General features: G+C 46.4%; 17 protein-coding genes. 13 read left to right on the top strand and 4 right to left on the bottom strand.

Annotated features, from left to right (window positions below; translation table 11 throughout):
* Nucleotides 1-86: 86 nt before the first annotated feature.
* Both DHX103_RS06065 and DHX103_RS06060 read right to left on the bottom strand, forming a co-directional pair.
* Nucleotides 87-956 carry a DMT family transporter gene (locus tag DHX103_RS06065; protein WP_422124380.1) on the bottom strand — a complete coding sequence of 290 codons (870 nt, stop codon included), beginning with the start codon at nucleotides 954-956 and terminating at the stop codon, nucleotides 87-89.
* Between the two features lie 214 nt (nucleotides 957-1,170).
* The gene (locus tag DHX103_RS06060; protein ID WP_422124379.1) at nucleotides 1,171-3,264 is read right to left on the bottom strand and encodes a sensor domain-containing protein; all 2,094 of its coding nucleotides are present in this window, start codon (nucleotides 3,262-3,264) and stop codon (nucleotides 1,171-1,173) included.
* Nucleotides 3,265-3,772: 508 nt separating this feature from the next.
* Between DHX103_RS06060 and DHX103_RS06055 the strand changes: the two genes are divergently transcribed.
* The gene (locus DHX103_RS06055) at nucleotides 3,773-4,642 is read left to right on the top strand and encodes a GAF domain-containing protein (RefSeq protein WP_422124378.1); all 870 of its coding nucleotides are present in this window, start codon (nucleotides 3,773-3,775) and stop codon (nucleotides 4,640-4,642) included.
* Nucleotides 4,643-4,745: 103 nt separating this feature from the next.
* Here DHX103_RS06055 and DHX103_RS06050 read toward each other — a convergent pair whose 3' ends face one another.
* Entirely contained in the window at nucleotides 4,746-5,528 is a 783-nt protein-coding gene (locus DHX103_RS06050; RefSeq protein ID WP_422124377.1) for an ion channel, read from the bottom strand.
* A 201-nt stretch (nucleotides 5,529-5,729) separates the two neighbouring features.
* Here DHX103_RS06050 and DHX103_RS06045 point away from each other — a divergent pair, with 201 nt between their 5' ends.
* Entirely contained in the window at nucleotides 5,730-6,470 is a 741-nt protein-coding gene (locus DHX103_RS06045; protein WP_422124376.1) for an SDR family NAD(P)-dependent oxidoreductase, read from the top strand.
* A 109-nt stretch (nucleotides 6,471-6,579) separates the two neighbouring features.
* Here the strand turns inward: DHX103_RS06045 and DHX103_RS06040 are convergent, their stop codons facing one another.
* Nucleotides 6,580-7,512: a LysR family transcriptional regulator gene (locus DHX103_RS06040; RefSeq protein WP_422124375.1), complete on the bottom strand. Its 933-nt coding sequence runs from the start codon at nucleotides 7,510-7,512 to the stop codon at nucleotides 6,580-6,582.
* Nucleotides 7,513-7,672: 160 nt separating this feature from the next.
* On the opposite strand from DHX103_RS06040, the gene DHX103_RS06035 reads away from it, so the two are divergent.
* The 11 genes from DHX103_RS06035 (at nucleotide 7,673) to DHX103_RS05985 (ending at nucleotide 20,079) form a co-directional block, all read left to right on the top strand.
* Nucleotides 7,673-9,277: a gamma-glutamyltransferase family protein gene (locus DHX103_RS06035; protein WP_422124374.1), complete on the top strand. Its 1,605-nt coding sequence runs from the start codon at nucleotides 7,673-7,675 to the stop codon at nucleotides 9,275-9,277.
* An 11-nt stretch (nucleotides 9,278-9,288) separates the two neighbouring features.
* Nucleotides 9,289-9,837, top strand: coding sequence for a chromate transporter (locus tag DHX103_RS06030; protein WP_422124731.1), 549 nt, complete (start codon nucleotides 9,289-9,291; stop codon nucleotides 9,835-9,837).
* On the top strand, nucleotides 9,834-10,364 hold the full coding sequence (locus tag DHX103_RS06025) for a chromate transporter (RefSeq protein WP_422124373.1): 531 nt from the start codon (nucleotides 9,834-9,836) through the stop codon (nucleotides 10,362-10,364). The genes DHX103_RS06030 and DHX103_RS06025 overlap by 4 nt, the downstream gene beginning before the upstream one ends.
* Nucleotides 10,365-10,384: 20 nt before the next feature.
* A complete protein-coding gene (locus DHX103_RS06020; protein ID WP_422124372.1) occupies nucleotides 10,385-11,356 on the top strand; it encodes a Bug family tripartite tricarboxylate transporter substrate binding protein in 972 nt (323 codons plus the stop codon).
* Between the two features lie 109 nt (nucleotides 11,357-11,465).
* Nucleotides 11,466-11,948, top strand: a complete 483-nt coding sequence (locus DHX103_RS06015; protein ID WP_422124371.1) for a tripartite tricarboxylate transporter TctB family protein — start codon at nucleotides 11,466-11,468, stop codon at nucleotides 11,946-11,948.
* A 24-nt stretch (nucleotides 11,949-11,972) separates the two neighbouring features.
* A complete protein-coding gene (locus DHX103_RS06010) occupies nucleotides 11,973-13,499 on the top strand; it encodes a tripartite tricarboxylate transporter permease (protein WP_422124370.1) in 1,527 nt (508 codons plus the stop codon).
* A gap of 671 nt (nucleotides 13,500-14,170) precedes the next feature.
* A complete protein-coding gene (locus DHX103_RS06005) occupies nucleotides 14,171-14,968 on the top strand; it encodes a carbon-nitrogen family hydrolase (protein WP_422124369.1) in 798 nt (265 codons plus the stop codon).
* 537 nt (nucleotides 14,969-15,505) lie between these two features.
* A complete protein-coding gene (locus tag DHX103_RS06000; protein WP_422124368.1) occupies nucleotides 15,506-16,705 on the top strand; it encodes a quaternary amine ABC transporter ATP-binding protein in 1,200 nt (399 codons plus the stop codon).
* Nucleotides 16,698-17,558: an ABC transporter permease gene (locus DHX103_RS05995; protein WP_422124367.1), complete on the top strand. Its 861-nt coding sequence runs from the start codon at nucleotides 16,698-16,700 to the stop codon at nucleotides 17,556-17,558. Before DHX103_RS06000 ends, DHX103_RS05995 begins: the two co-directional genes overlap by 8 nt.
* A 301-nt stretch (nucleotides 17,559-17,859) precedes the next feature.
* Nucleotides 17,860-18,789, top strand: coding sequence for a glycine betaine ABC transporter substrate-binding protein (locus DHX103_RS05990; RefSeq protein WP_422124366.1), 930 nt, complete (start codon nucleotides 17,860-17,862; stop codon nucleotides 18,787-18,789).
* A 273-nt stretch (nucleotides 18,790-19,062) separates the two neighbouring features.
* Nucleotides 19,063-20,079 (top strand): LacI family DNA-binding transcriptional regulator, encoded by a 1,017-nt coding sequence (locus tag DHX103_RS05985; protein WP_422124365.1) that lies wholly within the window; start codon nucleotides 19,063-19,065, stop codon nucleotides 20,077-20,079.
* The last annotated feature ends 17 nt before the right edge of the window (nucleotides 20,080-20,096 follow it).

Raw genomic sequence — 20,096 nt, 5'->3', positions numbered from 1 at the left:
CTTTCGCAAAATAGATCTCTAGTGATTTTATTATAACCGCGTCGTCTTGCGCTAAGACGGTTTTTTGAAAAGTTTACTTTAGAGAATCAGGAAGATTGCTTCACACTGAGCATGGTAATGGTAGCCAAAATTATCACCATTCCAAGAATTTGAATGAAGGTCAGTTCGACTCCGAGCAGGAAAATGCCCAACAACGAAGCGGTGACCGGCTCAATCATGGCCACCATCGAAGCGGTTGACGCGGTCGTCAATCGGACCCCGGTCACGTATAGGATAAACGACAGTCCAGCTCCCACAATTCCCAGCAGAATGAACAAGCCAATATCGGAAGAAGTTAGCACGGCGACGGTCTCCTGATTGTCTGTGAACAAAAACAGCATCAGGCAAAAGGCTAGGAAGGCGATGGTTAAGGTAATCTGCGGCTTGCCGATGGCGGAAGCTTTTTTAAATGCGAATATGAACAGGGCATAGGAAATTGCCGATGCCAGCCCGGTAGCCGTCCCGAGAAAACTTACTTCAATCGAACCAATATTATAGGCACCGGTAAGGAGCACGATTCCTGAAAGCACTCCAGCAATACTGCCCCATTTAAACCACGTGGATCGCTCCAGCCGCAGCAGAAAAGATATGAGCAGAACGAAAACCGGAGCGGTATACATTAACGTGGCTGCGACCGCGACACTGGAGGCCTGGATGCTCAGAAAGTAAAATGTGAAATTCCCGGCAACGCCGACCCCCGCAAGCAATGACCAAAGGTATAAAGGAACAGAGACAATCCAGTTCTTCTTAAAGTGAAGAAAAAACCACACAAGGAAAAACAGCAACCCAATAGCCCCGCGGTAAAACGAAATCACAATGGGGTCCCAGCCGTTCGTCATCAGGATATCCGCAATGACACCACTGATGCCCCAGCAAACAGCGGCCAGCATCACCAGAATTATGCCTTTATACTTCATCGTCCTGCCCTCCCTGCAAAGAAGTTTAGAAATGATATTGCATGTAATTCCTTAAAAAGGTCAGTCCTAAACTTAACAAAAAAGCAATTCGCAAAGAACTCGAAAAGTGATGAGGAAATAGAAAAAGCAAAATCTGATGCCTGTGAATCAGCAGTCAGATTTTGCTTTTCTTAATAATAGGTTTTCCGATTGGTTTCTTACATTTCTGCCTCGATCAAGGCTTGCTCTGTATCGATTTAATGATATTTTCCGGGAATTTACTGAGGATATGCAACTCAGCGGGTAACGGGCGGCTGAAATAAAACCCTTGCCCGGCGTCGCAATTTTCTTGCGTCAAGTATGATAATTGAGTGCCATCTTCAATTCCCTCGGCCACGACAGCCATATCCATCTTATTGGCCAGCGAGATAATGGTTGAAGTAATCGCTTTTCCGTTTAAACCGGCAGCTATGTCCTGTATGAAACTGCGATCAATTTTTACACGGTCGAACGCAAAATTTCTCAAGTAACTGAGAGAGGTGTACCCTGTCCCGAAATCATCAATGGACATGGAGACGCCCAAAGCTTTCAGGCTTATCAAGCTTTCTTTTAAGTTTTTCGTATCTTCCATCAAAATACTTTCTGTGACTTCAAGTTCGAGCCACTTCGCTTCGAGTCCGGTGTCTTCCAGTACGGTTTTTAACGTATTTACAAAGTTCGGATTTTGAAGTTGGATGGTTGAGATATTGACGCAGATTTTAAAAGGAGGATAGCCTTCTTCCTGCCATTTTTTATTTTGCACACAGGCTGTTTCCAGAACCCATTTACCGATGGAGACAATCTGTCCGCTTTCCTCCGAAATGGGAATGAATTGATCGGGTGCTATCTGCCCAAGACTCGGGTGATTCCATCTGATCAGCGCTTCCATTGAATTGATGTTTCCTGTTTTCAAATCGATGATTGGCTGGTAATGAAGGGTGAATTCCTGGTTTTGAATGGCTAATTTTAAATCCTGCTCTAAAGTTAATTTGTAAGCAGTTTTTTGGTCCAATTCTTCTGAGTAAACGGTGTAATTGTTTTTACCATATTTTTTAGTGTAATACATCGCTGTATCTGCCTTTTTGATCAATCCATCTACAGTTTCCCGGAATCCCGTGCTGAAAGCGATGCCGATGCTGGCTGACACCGATAAGGAATGGCCGGCGACTTCGTAGGGTTGCGCCAATGTCTCGTTCAGCCTTTTCGCCAGGGCAATCGCTTCTTTTTTAGTCGAATTTGGCAATAAAATTGCAAACTCATCGCCTGCGAATCGTCCCACTGTATCCGTATGGCGAACATTTTCGAAAAGTCTTGCCGCCACTATTTTCAGGAAATCGTCTCCGATATGATGACCCAGTGAATCATTGATAAACTTGAAACGATCCAGGTCCAAAAAGAGGACAGCTGGCAGGTTTTTGCGGGGAACTGTACTTTTGAACACCTGGCTTAACCTGTCTTCAAACAATTTTCGGTTGGGCAGTTTTGTCAGGGGATCGTAAAACACAAGATCTTCCAGCAATTGTCTGTGAATATTTCGATCCGTAATATCTTTGGCGATGCCAAAGGCGCCGACTGTTTTTCCTTCAAAATTCATCGGTAAACACGTAACTTCCAAGTCTCTTCGATTACCATCTTTTCGGGTGATGGAAATTTCGTATTGATTGGTATTTCCCTTCAAGGCTTCCTCGAAATAATGAAGAGAAATTGGCAAATCTTCCGGAACAATTAGGGGGGTGAAAGAAATCTCGAGCAGTTCTTCAATTGCATGCCCTGACAGATCTGCACCTCCCTGATTTACATCTGTAAATTTCCCTTCCATATCGAAAGTGAAAACTGCGTCCGGATTGTTATCAAAAAGAGATTTGAATCGCTCCCGGTTTTCCTTGAGTTGCAAAGTGGCGTTGACTTCGTCAGTCACATCGAAAATAGTGCCGAATGTAACGGATTTTCCATTCATCACCGTTTTCGATGCATGAATCTCAACATGAATCATACTGCCGTCTTTTTTATAGGCCCTCACGCGATAACGAGCTTCATGTTCCTGATTTTCCATTCTTCTTTTGACGCTATCCTGCACAAGTGACAAGTCATCGGGATGAATTAGATTATTTGTTGTAATCTTATCCCGGAGTAATTCCTCTTTGGTGTAGCCGACAAGATTGCAGAAATGCTGATTGACATAGGTATAAGTCCAGTCATCTAAAATATACATGCTGACAGCCGCATTCTGAACCATTACTTCAAACATATGTTCAGTGGCGAAATTCTTTTCATTTGATCTTTTTTCCATTCGTTCTGCCTCCTCGTGTTTACTATCATCGAATTAAAATTATTTCAACGCCAAACCTTATTTGCTTTTTTGAAATAGGATTTACAGAAATGAAATATCGATTATTCTGGATAATTTTTATTGATTATTAGGTAATTATAACCTGTTTTATTATGCCAAAATATAGATATAAGGAACTAAATTTAGGTGCTGAGCTATGCCTTGCTGTTATAGCCACATCCCTCTCGATTCTAACGCTAAGATAAAATTCAGCATGGAGAACCATCGTTTGCAGCAGGTGTTTCAAAACGATGGGGCAACGCAACAGATTTATAATATTTTACACATGAAGAATATCAAAATAACATATTATATGCGTGGGAATAATAATCTATTCTTCCTTTTAATGAAGTGAAAGGGTTATACTTTACTACAAAAGGGTATTATAATTGTTAATGCTAAAAAGATTATAATAGGTGAAAGTGTAGCAATAATAGATTCTGTGCACTCCCGATAGAGGAGGAATACGATGGAAAACCCGGTGAAGGGTTCAACGCGGCAATTTGAGAACTTCAATGAGGCTGCCAATCAGGTCCTTAAGATGCTCAGTGGCCGAATGAAAATCAATACCTTATTCATAGCTGAAAATGATGGAACAACCAATAAAATAACGAACGCTTATAATAGAGAAGAAGAACTGGTTACCGAAGGCAGCGAGTCGCCTTTGGACCAAACTTTCTGTGGCCTGTCAATTCAGCATGGCGAAGATGCGCTTGTGATAGAGGATATTTCCTCGGATGAAAAGGCGACAGCTTTGGATATTTCGACCGATTACAATAATGGCTCTTTCATGGGCATCCCGATTTACTACGAAAACGGCAGAGTGTATGGCACCATCTGCGGTTTGGATAAGGACCCGTATACATTTACTGATGAGGATCAGGAAATGTTTATGATGCTGTCATCATTGCTGACCTATATCCTGGAGCTGGAAACGGCCAAAAAAGAAATTCAAAAGCTGTCTTCACCGCTCGTGCCATTGACCAACGAGATTTCCATTCTGCCAATCATCGGGCATATCACGCTTACCCGTGCGAAACAGATGATTGAGGATGTAGTTAACAAAATGGGGCAGGGAATGGATTTTCTGATCGTCGACTTTTCAGGCATTACGCAAATCGATTCACGGATCGAGCAGCCTTTGCTGGACCTGATCAAAACCCTGAAGATCATGGGAGTGACCCCAATCATCACAGGGATTTCCCCTTCCATCGCGCTGAATGTTCCGCACTTTGCCCATGCCCTGAAAGGGGAAAGAATGGAAGCGACACTCAAGATCGCCATCGAACAGATGGGCTTTGCCTTAACGAAGAAAGATGATTTTGTTGCTCGTCGGTAAATCTCAGTTATAGAAGCTATTTGAAGACAATAAACAAAAACGATAGAAAAAACCCCGGATGAGGCCGCTTTTTGCAAAGCGTCCGTCATTCGGGGTTTTATTGTCATGCTTCCATTACTTCGGAAAAAATGGAGTTTACAGCCATTTTGGCGATTGTGCCGTTGGACATGATGAATTTATCGACTTTGATGTGTGAGAAATTTGGCAGATGTTCTTCCCGTTCAACTTCCACCGTCGTATAGACATCCGGAGCAATCCGTTCCACAGCTGTCGCGATCAGCAGCGATTTGCCGTCCGTCAGCATCTGGTCTTCTATCCGGTCATCGGCAAAAATCAGCACCGCTTTCGCCTGCTGGATGTTTGCCTGTTGCAGCACGTCTCCGTGCGTGGCCTTGCCTCGGACATAATGAATTCTCGGATGGATTTCTTTCGCTTTTTCCAGTTTGTCGACCACCACAATTTCAGTTTGTCCATTTTGCATCAGTATCTCTGCAATGGCATTTTCAGCCTTATGGGACCAGTCGATGATCACAATATGATTTTGTCCTTTGAACATGAGCTCACCTCTCTCTTCCCGTCTTTTACGAAGGCTCAGACTTTCGATTGCCTTGCCGATGAATGTGGCAAACAACCCGATACCGATTATGTATAAAAAAATGATGGTGAATATTCTGCCATCAGAAGTGACAGGGTAAAGATCTCCGTAACCGACTGTCAGCATGGTCGTCATGGTGAACCACAGTGAATCTGCGTAATTGGTAAAAGTTGAAGGCTCAACGGCAGGCAGCATAAATGTACTGAATGCAATCAAAATAAAAGTGCTTACAGTGAGGATGAGCCAGGACAGGCTTGTCGCCTGCAGATAGAGCCGGCGAAGTATTATCAATTCGGAATCCTCCTTTTTTCTACAGTATACACCAGAAAAATGACTTGGCGGCTACTCGATTTCAGGAATTCACTGCTCTGGAAATGGCGAAATCAGTTTCTTCCAATGATTCAAAGAGCATGATAGAGCTTAAACTTTGAATTTACTTACTATTCCGATAACATAGAAGTTGGAACCATCATCAAAAAGGAGGACATGTAAATGGATTTAGCAGGAAAAGTGGCAGTGGTGACAGGCGGGGCTTCGGGAATCGGATTAGCCGCCGCGAAATCGTACTTGGCAAAAGGCGCGAAAGTGGTGATTGCCGATTTCAACGAAGAAGGCGGCAAGCAAGCGGCCGATACACTGAAGGGTGACGGGGAAGTGGCATTCTTCAAAGTGGACGTTTCAAGCGAAGAAGCGGTCGAGACCATGATCAAGTTTGCCGTGGATACGTTCGGCACCCTCGACATTCTGGTTAACAATGCCGGTATTGGCGCATTAACCGAAACGCATGAACTGAGCTACGAAGATTATCACAAGACAATCGCTGTAAATCAGGACAGCGTGTTCTTTGGATCAAAGCACGCCGTCCGCCACATGATGAATCACGGCGGTGGCGTCATCATCAACACCACATCCATCCTGGGCAGTGTCGGGGAAGGCAGCGCGTTTGCCTATAACGCCTCCAAAGGTGCCGTCAACTTGATGACGAAATCTTTGGCCCTTCAATATGCGGATAAAAACATCCGCGTCAACGCAGTGGCACCGGGTTATGTCGAATCGGGCATGGTCAGCCGCGATGCGCTTGGACCGGAATTTTACGACCAGCTCGTCGACAAGCATCCGATCGGGCGCCTCGGCCAGCCGGAAGAAATCGCGCACGCCATTATTTTCCTGAGTGAAAATGATTTCATGACAGGCACCACGATTTTGGTTGACGGTGGCTATACTGCACAATAACGGAATAAGAATTAACGGATTGACTGATTTGATAGCATGAAAAGAAGCTGTTCTCCTTATTACAGGAGGACAGCTTCTTTTTTTATGGCTTGCCGAATATGTGAATGCTTTACTCAGCGTTTCGGACGACCCGTTTCGAATGCACAGAAACTTTTTCGCCCAGCACATAGGAATCCAGAAATTCTTTGAAGATCTGGACGGCCTGTGAATGGAATTTCGACTGGTGGGTGATGTAATGGAAGCTTGTTTCATTGGGATAATCACTTAGGATGACCCCTTTCAATGTGCCGGCCTGCACATCCGATTTGATGACGGATTCCGACAAGTACGAAATGCCGAGACCGAGTGCCACGGATTCCTTGATGGTCTGGGAACTGCCGAAGCTCATGATGCGCTTCGGCGCAATGCCGAGCTGTGTGAAGAATTTATTGGTGATATCCCGTGTGCCCGAGCCTTCCTCCCGGATGATCCACGTTTCCGCCTCCAGCATATTTTTGTCGATGGTCATGTTTTTATTGAGGGGATGGTCGGGCCGCGCCACGACCAGCATCATTTCCTCAGAGAACAGATTCACATCGACATCATACTCGGCGACGTCCGCTTCGACGATAAAGCCGATATCAAGTTCTTGCTTATGAATTTGTTCTGCAATGGATTTCGAGTTCTGGATGGTGATGTTCGGCAGGATGTTCGGATGCTTCTTATTGAAGGCATAAAGAATGGCGGGAAGGAAGTATTCGCCGAAAGTATAAGCGGCTCCGATGGAAATCGGCATGTTCCGTTCGGGTTCCAAGTTGATCAGCGATTGCGCCATATCATTGTATTGCAGCAGGATTTCTTTGGCGTGAGTATAGACGATCGAACCGGACGTCGTCAATTGCACATATTTATTGGTGCGATCGAACAGCTTTGTGTCCAGCTTTCTTTCCAGCGCTTTGATGCTCAGGCTGATGGCTGAAGGTGTCATATGCAGCAACTCCGCTGCGCGGGTAAAGCTTTTCTGTTCAGCTGTCGTGACGAAGATTTCAAGTTTATGATCCATGCCGCACCTCCACGATGAGTTTTGTTCATTATAACATTAAATATCTTTAAGTTTACTAATTGTATAAATGTTTGTAAGATTTCAATAAGTTAATTTACTAAAGCGTGAACGCAGCGAAGTATTGATAAAGTGAAGCTGCCTAACAGACAGGAGGAAAAAATTGGATTATTTAAACCACCCATTTTCATCTAAAAGAAATACCGTATTCGCAAAAAAAGGAATGGTGGCGACTTCACAGCCGCTGGCCGCACAGGCCGGAGTTGAAATATTGAAAAAAGGCGGCAACGCCATTGATGCAGCCATCGCGACAGCAGCGGCGTTAACGGTGCTGGAACCGACATCGAACGGCATCGGAGGCGACGCTTTCGCATTGGTGTGGGTGAAAGGCGAATTGCACGGTCTCAATGCCTCGGGTCCATCGCCAAACGCTTTGACCATTGAAGCAGTGAAAGGCCTCGGCCACGATAAAATGCCGGTGCACGGTTTGGTGCCGATAACCGTACCGGGCGTACCCGCTGCGTGGGCGGAATTGTCCCGGAAATTCGGCAAACTGTCGCTTCTCGAAGCATTGCAGCCGGCAATCAGCTACGCGGAAGAAGGCTATCCGCTGACGCCGATTCTCGGCAAGTATTGGCAAAAAGCTTATGCCAACTTCAAAAAGACATTGACGGCAAAAGAATTCGAAGGCTGGTTTGAAACATTTGCGCCAAACGGAAAAGCGCCGGCAATCGGAGAAGTTTGGAAATCGCCAGGCCACGCAGATACGCTCCGCAAGATCGGTGAATCCGATGCGCGCGATTTCTATGAAGGATCGATTGCTGACAAGATCGATGCGTTCATGCAGGAGCATGGCGGGTTCTTGCGTAAAGAAGACCTGGCAAGCTATCAGCCGGAATGGGTGGATCCGATTTCGACAACTTATAAAGGGCACGAAGTCTGGGAAATCCCGCCGAACGGCCAGGGCATGGTGGCACAGATGGCGCTGAACATTTTCAGTCAGCTGGACGCACCGGAATGGCAATCGGCCAATACGCTCCACCAGCAGATCGAAGCGATGAAACTGGCCTATACCGACGGCCAGGCATTTATCACCGAACAACAAGACATGCCGGTATCGGCGGAACATCTATTATCTGAAGAATATGCCGAAAAACGGGCAGCCTTACTCGGCGACACCGCCATTGAACCGGTACCGTATGAACTTCCGGCGGGCGGCACGGTCTACCTGGCAACAGCGGACGGGGAAGGCAATATGGTGTCCTTTATCCAGAGCAATTATATGGGCTTTGGCTCCGGAATTGTCATCCCGGGAACGGGCATCGGCCTTCAGAACCGCGGAGCAGATTTCTCACTGGATGAAAATCACCCGAACGTGTTGAAGCCAGGCAAGAAAACTTTCCATACTATTATTCCAGGCTTCCTGACAAAAGGCGGCAATGCCGTCGGACCGTTTGGTGTAATGGGCGGCTATATGCAGCCTCAGGGACACTTCCAAGTCGTGACGAATACGCTCGATTTCCTGCTGAATCCGCAAGCAGCCCTCGATATGCCGAGATGGCAATGGGTCGGCGGCAAGAAGATCCACGTGGAACCGGAATTTCCAAATTACCTGGTTCAGGCGCTGCAGCGGAAAGGCCACGACATGGAAGTGATGACAGATGGCGGCACCTTCGGAAGAGGGCAGATCATCTGGCGAAATCCTGAGACAGGAGTGCTTGCCGGCGGTACCGAATCTCGGACGGACGGAGCGGTTGCAGCTTGGTAACAGAAGATAAAATTCGATACAGCAACGTCTTTATGGCGTTTTTCCGATCAGGGATGCTGGGATTCGGAGGAGGGCCGGCGGTGATTCCGCTCTTGCAAAAAGAGGTCGTAGAGAAATACCGTTGGATGAATGACGACGAGTTCGGTGACACGATCGCCTTGTCGAACACCATGCCGGGGCCAATCGCAACAAAACTGGCGGGCTATATCGGCTACAAGATCGGCGGATTATGGGGATTGCTGGTCGCGCTCGCGGCTTCGGTCATTCCGACAGTCCTCCTGATGGTCTTGTTGCTCGGCATTCTTCAAAGCTATAAAGACGTGCCGTGGGTGCAGAATATGTCCCAAACGGTCGTGCCGGTCGTTGCGGTGATGCTCGGGGTCCTCACTTGGAATTTCATTCAGCAATCACAAAAAGCCCTGGGCTGGGGCGTCGCAATTTTCCTCATTGTGGCTTCTGTCCTCTTAATGGAAGTGCTCGGCATTCATCCGGCAATCCTGATTGCCGTGCTCATTGCGGTGGTCCTGGTTCCCTTTATTAAAAGGGTGGTGAGCAAATGATCTACTGGCAAATCTTTCTAGCATTCTTTATTCCCGGCATTTTGGGTTACGGCGGCGGCCCTGCTTCGATTCCGCTTGTGGAAGAGGAAGTGGTCAACCGCTATGGCTGGATGTCGACGCAGGAATTCGGGGAAGTGCTGGCGCTCGGCAACGCGCTGCCCGGTCCCATTGCGACGAAGATGGCAGGTTATATCGGTTATATGGAAGGCGGCGTGTTCGGCGCATTTGTCGGCCTGTTCAGCACCATCGCCCCTTCGTTAATCCTGATGCTCGGATTGATGGCAATCCTGTTCAAATACAAAGACTCAGCTGAAGTGAAAAATATTTCAAAAGTGGTGAAGCCGGTCATAGCCGTGCTCATCGGTTTTATGACCCTGCAATTTATCATTGAATCGCAAACTTCACTTGGCAACATTCAGACGGTCGTGATCATGGCCTTAAGTTATTTGATGCTGGAGCGGTTGAAAGTGCATCCGGCTGCGGTAATTGCACTGGCGCTGCTTTACGGTGCGTTAACAGGAATATAAAAACAAAGGGGAGAATTGATATGACTAACAAAACGATCAAAAATACGATGATGACAGCTGCTTTGGCACTGACTGCGTTCGGACTTGCAGCTTGTGGAGGAGAGAACGGTGATTCTGCTGAAAGCTATCCGGAACGCGAAGTCGAACTGATTATTCCTTGGTCTCCAGGCGGTGGCAGTGATATAGAAGGAAGACTGGTAGCCGAGCATACGGCAGAGAACTTTGACTCATCGTTTGTCGTCATCAATTCTCCTGGAGTCGGCGGTACAGTCGGACTCGAAGAACTTTCCGAGAGGGAAGCGGATGGCTACAGCATCGGCCAGATTCACGAAGGGCTGCTGGTAGCTCATCATACCGATATCACAACAATCAATTACGATACATTCATACCCATTGCTGCAATGTCTTCATCCGACCAGATTTTGGCGGTACCGAGTGATTTCGAAGCCGATACGCTGGAAGAATTTATCGCCTACGGCAAGGAAAACGAAATTCGCTTTGGCGGAACAGTGGCAGGCATTCCGCGCGTATGGGTTGAACAATTGGGAAGAGAGCTTGAGATCAACTACAATCTTGTCGGTTATGAAGGTTTGAGTGAAGCGATCCAGGCACTTGCCGGCGGCCACATTGACGCGGCCATCGTCGATTATTCTTCCGCCAATGAATTTGTCGAAGCAGGCCATATGAAATTCATCGCCATTGGTACGAAGGAACGGGTAGAAAATCTGCCGGATGTGCCAACGTTCGAGGAAGAAGGGCACGACATCAACATGAGCATCAACAGAGGTTATGTAGCACCTGAAGGAACAGATCCTGCGATCATCGAAACGCTGGCGGCAGCTTTTGAAGCAACAGCTGAGAGCCAGGAATATATTGACGCAGTTAATAATGTAGGGTCTTCTGTTAACTTCATGGGACCAGATGAATACCGTGAATATCTGGATGAACAAAATGAATTGATCAGTGAAATCGTGTCTGAAATTTCCGAGTAAGCAAGTTTGGCCCGCAGGATTTCCTGGTGGGGGGAAGGAGGGCTAATGCGCCCTCCTTTTTTTGCTAACAATAGCGCGGACAAAATAAGACCAGAAAGCGGGATGGCATATGGGAGAAATACTAATCGGATTGGCCTTGATCGGCCTGGGCCTTGTCATTTATATACGGGGCGGCAATCTGCCGTCATTAAATGAAGCATTTTTTAATGCCGGTTCCTTTCCAAGACTGATCGCGGGTTTGCTGATTTTATTGTCAATCATCTTAATTCTTTCGAAACTGAACGAATTGAGAAAGAGAAAGCCGGTTGAGGATAAAGTCAGCAACAAGGAACGAATGAGCGCATTCTACGCGGAATACAGACTGGTCATTTTAACAACGGCGGTGTTTTTCGTTTACATCTTCTTGCTGCAGTTTATCGGCTTTGTGGTGTCCACGATTCTCTTTATCATCGGAGCAGCCATCCTGATCGGCTACCGCAAACGAAAAGAAGTGGTGACCATTTCGGCGGTCGCGGTCATTCTGACATTGACCATCTATTTCTTTTTCGAAAACGTACTGCATGTCCGTTTTCCGTCAGGAATATTCATCTGAGAACAGTGAGAGGAGCTACTACTAATGTCGGATTTATTTTTACTGGGAATTGCTGAAGTCTTTCAGGTTCGAATATTAATCGTCATTTTAATCGGTGTGGTCGTCGGCATTCTGGCAGGACTGATTCCCGGATTTACGGTGGCGATGGCCATTGTCCTGACTTTGCCGCTCACATTCGGGATGGATCCGGTGGCGGGCGTGTCCGCGATGATCGGCGTATTTGTCGGCGGCATGTCCGGCGGGCTGATCACGGCGGCGCTCTTAGGTATCCCGGGAACGCCTTCATCCATCGCGACAACGTTTGACGCCTATCCAATGTCGCAAAAAGGAGAATCAGGCAAAGCGTTATCAATCGGCATCTGGGCATCTTTTCTCAGCTCGATCGTCAGCTTCTTCCTGCTGATCACCATCGCTCCGCAAATTTCACGCTTTGCGTTGATGATGGGACCATGGGAGATGTTTTCTCTGATTGTGGTATCTCTTACCATCATCGCCAGTGTCACCGGTGACTCGATCATCAAAGGACTGATCGCGGGATTGTTCGGGCTGCTGATTGCAACTGTCGGAGCAGATCCGATAACAGGGATTTCACGTTTCTCGTTTGACCTGGCAACACTGCGGGCGGGTATTCCATTCTTGGTTGTTCTGATCGGCATGTTCGCTATTTCGCGGCTTTTGGTGTCTCTCGAGTCTAAAGAAATTAATAAAGATGATATAAAACGGCAGGAAGACAAAATCAAGAATTTGAAGTTTGTTATGAAACCTTTTCAAACTTTGAAAACGGTATTGAAAAAACCGGGAACCCTGTTCGGTGCTTCCACAATCGGTTCGATCATCGGTGCGATTCCGGGAGCGGGTGGCAGTATTGCCAATATCGTTGCCTATGATCAAGCCAAAAAATGGTCGAAAAATCCGGAGAAATTTGGGACTGGCTGCGAGGAAGGCATCATCGCCTCGGAAGCCGGCAATAACTCGACAGTCGGCGGTGACCTGATTCCGACGGTTGCCTTGGGAATTCCCGGCTCTGCCGTTACGGCAGTGTTGTTGTCTGCATTGATGGTACACGGTATCACGCCGGGTCCATTATTGATCGTCAACGAACCCAATGTGGTCGGTGGCATCTTTTTCGCTTTCCTTGTTGCGTCGTTCTGGATGCTCATCACGCAATTTTTGGGCATGAAATATTTCATGAAAGTGACGCAAATTCCCGTCCAGGTGCTGGTACCGGTCATTCTCGTTCTGTGTGTGGTTGGCACATTTGTGCTTAACAACCGCTTTACCGATTTGTACATCCTGCTCGCGATGGGGCTGATCGGCTATATCTTCACCAAATACAATTTCTCTCTTGCACCGGCAATCATCGGGGTCATCCTCGGTCCGATCGCCGAAGTCAATTTGCGGAGAGCGGCCATGGCGGATCCGGATTGGACCTTGTTCTTAACCCGTCCGATTTCCCTGGTGTTTCTGATTCTGGCTGTGCTGTCGATTCTCTATACCGTTTGGCAGACGTACCGGACAAACTATCGTCTGAAAAAGTCGATGGGCGAATAAAATACAAAAAGCTGTCGAGTGTATTGCCCGGCAGCTTTTTGGAGTGCAGGCTGTTTGATATGAAAATGTAATATTTCCAGCAGCTGAAGGAGTGGACATTTGCAGTTTAGTATGTGTATTCTAACAATATCGTTGAGAAATATAATAATTTATTTTGCATAATATTGGCATTGAACTTTGGAGCGTGAACGATTAGAACCGCGAACGCAAACTATATAAGTTGAACTTAAGAAATAGTGTATATAACGCTTCGGCGCTATGGACAGGGCAAAGATTATGCTCCTGCATCGCTACGCTGCTTCGTCGCAGAAGGGCCAAAGCAAAGATTATGCTCCTGCGCACTGCTCTTCGCAAAGGAGGTGCCATTTACGTATGCAGACCTTAGCTCCCGCAATCAGCCGCGAAGCCCACTCGTCTTTTACTCCGGAGGCGCGCCTTTGCTGAGAGATATCTCTAAAGATATGGAGCAAAACAGCGAAGACGCCATGGGGACCAAGCGAAGTGCTGAGATCCACTCGGGCGAAGTGAAACGAGTCCGAGTTAGCTCAGCGCAAGCCCCCAGGCAAGCGAAGCTGTTTTGCGGAATATCGATTATTAAAAATTATTAGTTCAACCTATATAGTTTCAGATAAATACCGCAGTACAAATAATTTTTGTTGGGAGAGGTTCACGTGAAATACTCCATTTACCAAATGGATATCATAGCTGGCAAACCGGATGCCAACCGGTTGAAGGTAAGTCAGTGGCTTGAAGCGGAAATGCGGGACAGCAAGCCCGACATTGTGGTGCTGCCTGAAATGTGGACAACTGCTTATACGTTGAAAGCGCTTCATCGGGTTTCTGATATGAACGGCGCCAAGACGAAGAGCTTCCTGAAGGAATTGGCATTGAATTATAAAGTCAACATCATCGGAGGTTCGGTGGCCAATCAGAAAGATGGCAAATTCTATAATTCCTCTTTTGTTTATTCGCGGAGCGGGGAACTCGTATACGAATACGATAAAGTCCATCTGGTGCCGATGTTGAATGAACCCGATTATCTGGCAGGGGGCGCAACGGCACCGGAAGTTTTTGAACTGGAAGGCATCAAAATGGGGTTGATCATCTGCTACGATCTGCGATTCCCTGAAATCATCCGCAGCCTGGCGCTCGATGGGGCGCAGGTTCTCCATATTGTTGCCGAATGGCCGGCGGCGAGAACCCGGCATTGGAAAGTATTGCAGACGGCGCGCGCCATCGAAAACCAGATGTATGTCGTATCGGCAAACCGGGTTGGTGAATACGACGGCGTGGAATTCGCCGGGGCATCGATGGCAATCGATCCATGGGGGGACGTATTACTCGAAGGCAGCGAAGAAGAGGAAGAAACCCTGTCGATTTCCCTGGATTTGGAAAAGGTGGAGTCGGTGAGAAAAGAGGTACCCATTTTCTCGAGCCGGGTGCCACATTTATATAAGAAGGAACTCTGACGACCCATCAAGAAACCAGCACAGCCCAAACGGAATTTTCCGTGGGGGCTGTACTGGTTTTTTTTAGGTGCAAGAATAGTTGAAGATACCAAAAAAATTAAATGAAAAACGGAAAAACAACAAAAATAACGCGTTATAAAATTTTTTTTAAAAACTTTTTATAGTACTTAATGCGCACAAGTCAGATTTTTCTATCAATTTTGGGAGCTACCAGCCTAAAGGGAACGAGGCCTTTAATTATATTAAAAAAACGTTATTTTCAACGGTGGATCTGGTGTGAAAATAGCCTTTCGAAAGGCGAAAATTCGGAAAAGTGGTTTGAAATCGTAGGTAATTAAGCGTATAGTTGTGATTATGCGACTTAGGTTCATTGGAGCGGAAAGAGTTTATTTACTAAGGTTTTTGTTTGATTGCCGGTGGAAAGACAGAAGATTTCCACAAGGCATAGACAGCTTGGAAATAGATTAAGGCAAGAGAGATATGAAAAACTCTTAACGCCATGAGAAGCAAAAAAATGGTAAGAGAGGTGCTAAATACATGCCAGTTATAAAAGTAGAAGGTTTGTCGAAGGTATTCGGCAAAAACGTTAAGCAAGCTTTGAAGATGCTTGAAGAAGGTAAGTCAAAAGAAGAAGTGTTAAAAGTGACAGGCAGTACCGTCGGTGTAAACCGCGCTTCCTTTGAAGTGGAACAAGGCGAAATTTTCGTCATCATGGGATTGTCCGGCAGCGGTAAATCCACGTTGGTGCGTTTGCTCAACCGCTTGATCGATCCGACGGAAGGCCATATATTGGTCGATGGCGAGGATCTCGCTACGATGAACAAAAAAGATCTTTTGCGGGTTCGCCGCACGAAGATGAGCATGGTATTCCAGAAATTCGCACTTTTCCCGTTTCGTTCTATATTAGAGAACGCCGAGTACGGCCTTGAAATTCAAGGCATGCCAAAAGAAGAGCGCAGCACGAAAGCGCGCGCTTCACTTGAAATGGTCGGTCTCGGTAATTACATCGAACAGTATCCGTCCCAGTTGTCGGGCGGTATGCAGCAGCGTGTCGGTTTGGCAAGAGCGCTTGCCAACGACCCCGAAGTCATGCTGATGGATGAGGCATTTTCAGCGCTTGACCCGTTGATCCGCAAGGAAATGCAGGACGAGTTATTGATTCTTCAGGAATCAATGAAGAAAACCATCATCTTCATCACGCATGATTTGGACGAAGCACTTCGCATCGGCGACAAAATCGCCTTGATGAAAGACGGCTCCATCGTGCAGGTCGGTTCTCCGGAAGAAATCCTGATGAACCCGGCAAACGATTATGTCGAAAAATTCGTTGAAGATGTTGACCGCTCGAAAGTATTGACGGCGTACAACATCATGAAACGTCCGGAAACGGTCAATATCGATAAGCACGGCCCACGGGTTGCGCTGGAACGGATGCAAAAAGAAGGCATCTCTACGATTTACGTAACGGACAGCTTACGGAATTTGAAAGGCTATGTCACAGCGGATGATGCAGTCGTTGCACTTCGCAGCGAAGTCACGAGCCTGGCAGCTATTTTGAAAACGGATGGTCCGAGCGTAACGAAAGATACATTGATGAACGCGATCTTTGACATCAGCCATAACTCGCCGGTGCCGATTACAGTTGTCGAAGACGGCAAACTGCTCGGCATTATCGTACGCGGCGCGGTCATAGCGGCGCTTGCAGGATCTGGGGAGGTGAATCTGACACATGCTTAATTTTATGGAGAACATCGAAAAAATGCCATTGGCTTCGTGGGTGTCCGATCTCACTGACGCAATTTCCGACAGTTTCGCATTCCTGTTTGATCCGATCAAGAATCAATTCGGTGACGGACTTGAGGAATTCGCAGACATGCTTGCGGCAGTTCCCCCGGTCATTGTCATTATCATCGTCGCCATCCTGGCGTTCTTCCTTAGCGGAAAACGCTTTGGATTGGCTACATTTTCTGTCGTCGGTTTATTGCTGGTCTGGAACCAGGGGCTTTGGGAAGAGCTTATGCTATCCTTCTCCCTTGTTCTCGTCGCCAGTTTGCTGTCGGTCATTATTGGTGTGCCAATCGGCATCCTGATGTCGAAGAGCAAAATCGCCGAGAATATCATTACGCCGATTCTCGATTTCATGCAGACAATGCCCGCATTCGTCTACTTGATTCCAGCCGTTGCGTTCTTCAGCATCGGCATGGTGCCCGGCATTTTCGCTTCATTAATATTCGCGACACCGCCGACGGTCCGGTTTACAAACCTGGGCATCCGTCAGGTATCGGAAGAATTAGTGGAAGCAGCCGAGGCATTCGGCAGCACGGGCGCACAGAAACTGTTCAAAGTTGAATTGCCGATGGCCAAAGCTACGATCATGGCCGGCATCAACCAAACGGTAATGCTTGCGCTGTCAATGGTCGTTATCGCATCGATGATCGGTGCACCTGGCCTTGGCCGCGAAGTACTCTCGGCCCTGCAGCGCGCCGACGTCGGAACGGGCTTTGTTGCCGGTCTTGGAATTGTCATCCTGGCAATCATCATTGACCGCTTCACGCAAAGCTTCTCGACGAAAAAAAGCACGACTAACTGATTTAGAGTGAGGATATCCGATATTCCGCAAAACAGCTTGCTTTCCGGGGGGCTCGCGCCGAGCTAACTGCGGGCATACGCCCGAGTGGATCTCGCCACTTCGCTTGGTCCCCCAGGAGTCTGCGCTATTTTGCTCCATATCTCTAGAGATTTCAATCAGCGCAGTCGCATAATTTTTGCTCTGTCCAGAGCGATGGAAGCTATTTGAAAAACAAGTTTTTTAGCAAGATTGATCCAGCTGGAATCTTTTCTAATAGGAAAAGTACCATATAATTTTAAAGAAAAAGGAGATTGATTGTTTTATGAATAAAGCACAATGGAGAAAATTAGGTCTAGTTTTCGCAGTAACGCCGATGATGTTCATCGCAGCTTGCGGGAATGATGATGAAGCTACAACAGACGAAGGAACAGCCGGCGATTCAGGCGAAGTAAATTACGGCGAAGAAATGGACTACAAAATCACGGGTATCGAACCTGGTGCTGGTGTTGTAGCAGCTTCTGAAGCAGCTACTGAAGACTACGAAAGCCTTGAAGGATGGGAAGTTGTAACTTCTTCATCAGGCGCGATGGCAACTGAGCTTGGCGCAGCGATCGACAACGAAGAACCAATCATCGTAACTGGCTGGAGCCCGCACTGGAAGTTCCAGAAATACGACCTTAAATACCTTGAAGATCCAAATGGCGCATTTGGTGAAGAAGAAGTAATCAAAACAATGGCTCGCAAAGGATTGGAAGAAGACAATCCTGAAGGTTATAAAATTCTTGACCAGTTCAACTGGGAATCAGCTGACATCGAAAGCGTTATGCTGGAAGTTTCCAACGGCACAGCTGTAGAAGAAGCAGCAGCAACATGGATCGAAGCAAACAGCGACAAAGTTGCTGAATGGACTGACGGCACTGAAGCTGTTGACGGCACAGAAATCGAACTTGCATACGTGGAATGGGACACTGAAGTCGCTTCTACAACTGTAGTCGGCCAAGTGCTTGAAGCTCAAGGCTTTGACGTAACATTGACTCCACTTGATAACGCTGTAATGTGGTCAGCAGTGGCTGAAGGCCAGGCTGACGGAATGGTAGCTGCATGGTTGCCGGCAACACACGCATCACAGTTCGAAAAATACGGCGAAGATCTAGTAGACCTTGGTGAAAACCTTACAGGCGCTAAAGTCGGATTTGTTGTCCCTTCTTATATGGACATCGATTCGATTGAAGATTTAATGCCTGCTGAGTAATTTGTTTTTAATCCGAATAGATCACAAGAGATAATTCTCTTGTGGTCTATTTTTTTGGTTCTATATTAATCCGGATGGTTATCAATGAAATAGCTGTTCAAATGAAAAATAAGTTAACTGAAATTAATGGTAGATTCAAGAAAAAACAGATTTATTTGAAAAAGGGCTTGTAAAGCGCTTTCATTTTTTATATACTTGAAAAAACAAGTTACTAAACCGGTTTAGTAAATCGATTTAGTATTGATGCACATTCTAACGTTTGGAGAAGATATTATGAAAGCGGTTACGATGGCAGATGTGGCACGACATGCAAAAGTCTCCAAAAGTACAGTTTCCCAGTATGTCAACAATAGATTCGACTATATGAGTGAAGACACCAAGCTAAGAATAGAAAAGACAATTATGGAATTGGATTATCGTCCTAATATCCTGGCGAGAAGCTTAAAGCAGAAATCGACTACAACCATCGGAGTTATTGTAGCCAACATTATGCACACCTTTTCGACTCAAATCATCAGAACAATCGAAGATGAATGCAACGAGGCGGATTTTCATGTCATGGTGTGCAACGCAGATGACGACCCGGTGAAAGAGAAGAAATATATTGAAATGCTTCGCGCTAAACAAGTGGATGGAATTATCATTCTTCCCACAGGAAGCAACATTTCTCTTTATGAAGAAATGGTTAAAAGTAATTACCCGGTAGTATTCGTAGACCGTACAGTTCCGAATATCGGGATTCCTTCGGTCATGCTTGATAACGAAAAAGCTGCCGGCCTTGCAGTCGAGCACTTACTTGATAACGGCTATGATCGAATCGGCATCATTACAAATGTTGTTAGAAATATTACGCCGCGAGTGGAGCGTGTCAAAGGTTATAAGAATGCTTTGACAAGAAATGGTATTGCCATTAATGACGACTACATTAAGAATCTGGAAGTTTCTCATGTGCAGCAAGGGCTGGAGGAAATGCTCGCTCTTGAATCACCGCCTCAAGCCATTTTAGCTGGGAACGATCTTGTTCTCATTGAAGTATTGAAACATATCAAAAGAAAAGAGATTCAAATCCCTGCTGACCTTGCAATCATAGGAATTGATGAAGTATCGTTTTCTGGATTTTATGAACCTGCATTAACGATAGTGGAACAGCCTGCCATTGAGATAGGCAAAAAAGCAGCAGAGCTTCTGTTGGATATTATATTGAATAAAGAATCAAAGGTGACCGATAAAATCTACCGGTTCGAACCGAAACTGACTATAAGAGAATCGAGCCTCCGAAATCCACTTTAAAAGAACCGGCAGAACTT

The organism is Planococcus daihaiensis (assembly GCF_049262615.1).
Lineage (GTDB): Bacteria > Bacillota > Bacilli > Bacillales_A > Planococcaceae > Planococcus.
Note: the sequence above shows the minus strand (reverse complement) of the source record. Positions and strands in the feature narration are given on the sequence as shown.

What these genes read in the sequence shown, in the direction of transcription:
- DHX103_RS06015 (WP_422124371.1), top strand. Translation starts at nt 11,466, where the DNA reads ATGGGAGAAATACTAATCGGATTGGCCTTGATCGGCCTGGGCCTTGTC.
- DHX103_RS06045 (WP_422124376.1), top strand. Translation starts at nt 5,730, where the DNA reads ATGGATTTAGCAGGAAAAGTGGCAGTGGTGACAGGCGGGGCTTCGGGA.
- DHX103_RS06040 (WP_422124375.1), bottom strand. Translation starts at nt 7,512, where the DNA reads ATGGATCATAAACTTGAAATCTTCGTCACGACAGCTGAACAGAAAAGC.
- DHX103_RS06060 (WP_422124379.1), bottom strand. Translation starts at nt 3,264, where the DNA reads ATGGAAAAAAGATCAAATGAAAAGAATTTCGCCACTGAACATATGTTT.
- DHX103_RS05985 (WP_422124365.1), top strand. Translation starts at nt 19,063, where the DNA reads ATGAAAGCGGTTACGATGGCAGATGTGGCACGACATGCAAAAGTCTCC.
- DHX103_RS05995 (WP_422124367.1), top strand. Translation starts at nt 16,698, where the DNA reads ATGCTTAATTTTATGGAGAACATCGAAAAAATGCCATTGGCTTCGTGG.
- DHX103_RS06000 (WP_422124368.1), top strand. Translation starts at nt 15,506, where the DNA reads ATGCCAGTTATAAAAGTAGAAGGTTTGTCGAAGGTATTCGGCAAAAAC.
- DHX103_RS06055 (WP_422124378.1), top strand. Translation starts at nt 3,773, where the DNA reads ATGGAAAACCCGGTGAAGGGTTCAACGCGGCAATTTGAGAACTTCAAT.
- DHX103_RS06020 (WP_422124372.1), top strand. Translation starts at nt 10,385, where the DNA reads ATGACTAACAAAACGATCAAAAATACGATGATGACAGCTGCTTTGGCA.
- DHX103_RS06010 (WP_422124370.1), top strand. Translation starts at nt 11,973, where the DNA reads ATGTCGGATTTATTTTTACTGGGAATTGCTGAAGTCTTTCAGGTTCGA.
- DHX103_RS06025 (WP_422124373.1), top strand. Translation starts at nt 9,834, where the DNA reads ATGATCTACTGGCAAATCTTTCTAGCATTCTTTATTCCCGGCATTTTG.
- DHX103_RS06065 (WP_422124380.1), bottom strand. Translation starts at nt 956, where the DNA reads ATGAAGTATAAAGGCATAATTCTGGTGATGCTGGCCGCTGTTTGCTGG.
- DHX103_RS05990 (WP_422124366.1), top strand. Translation starts at nt 17,860, where the DNA reads ATGAATAAAGCACAATGGAGAAAATTAGGTCTAGTTTTCGCAGTAACG.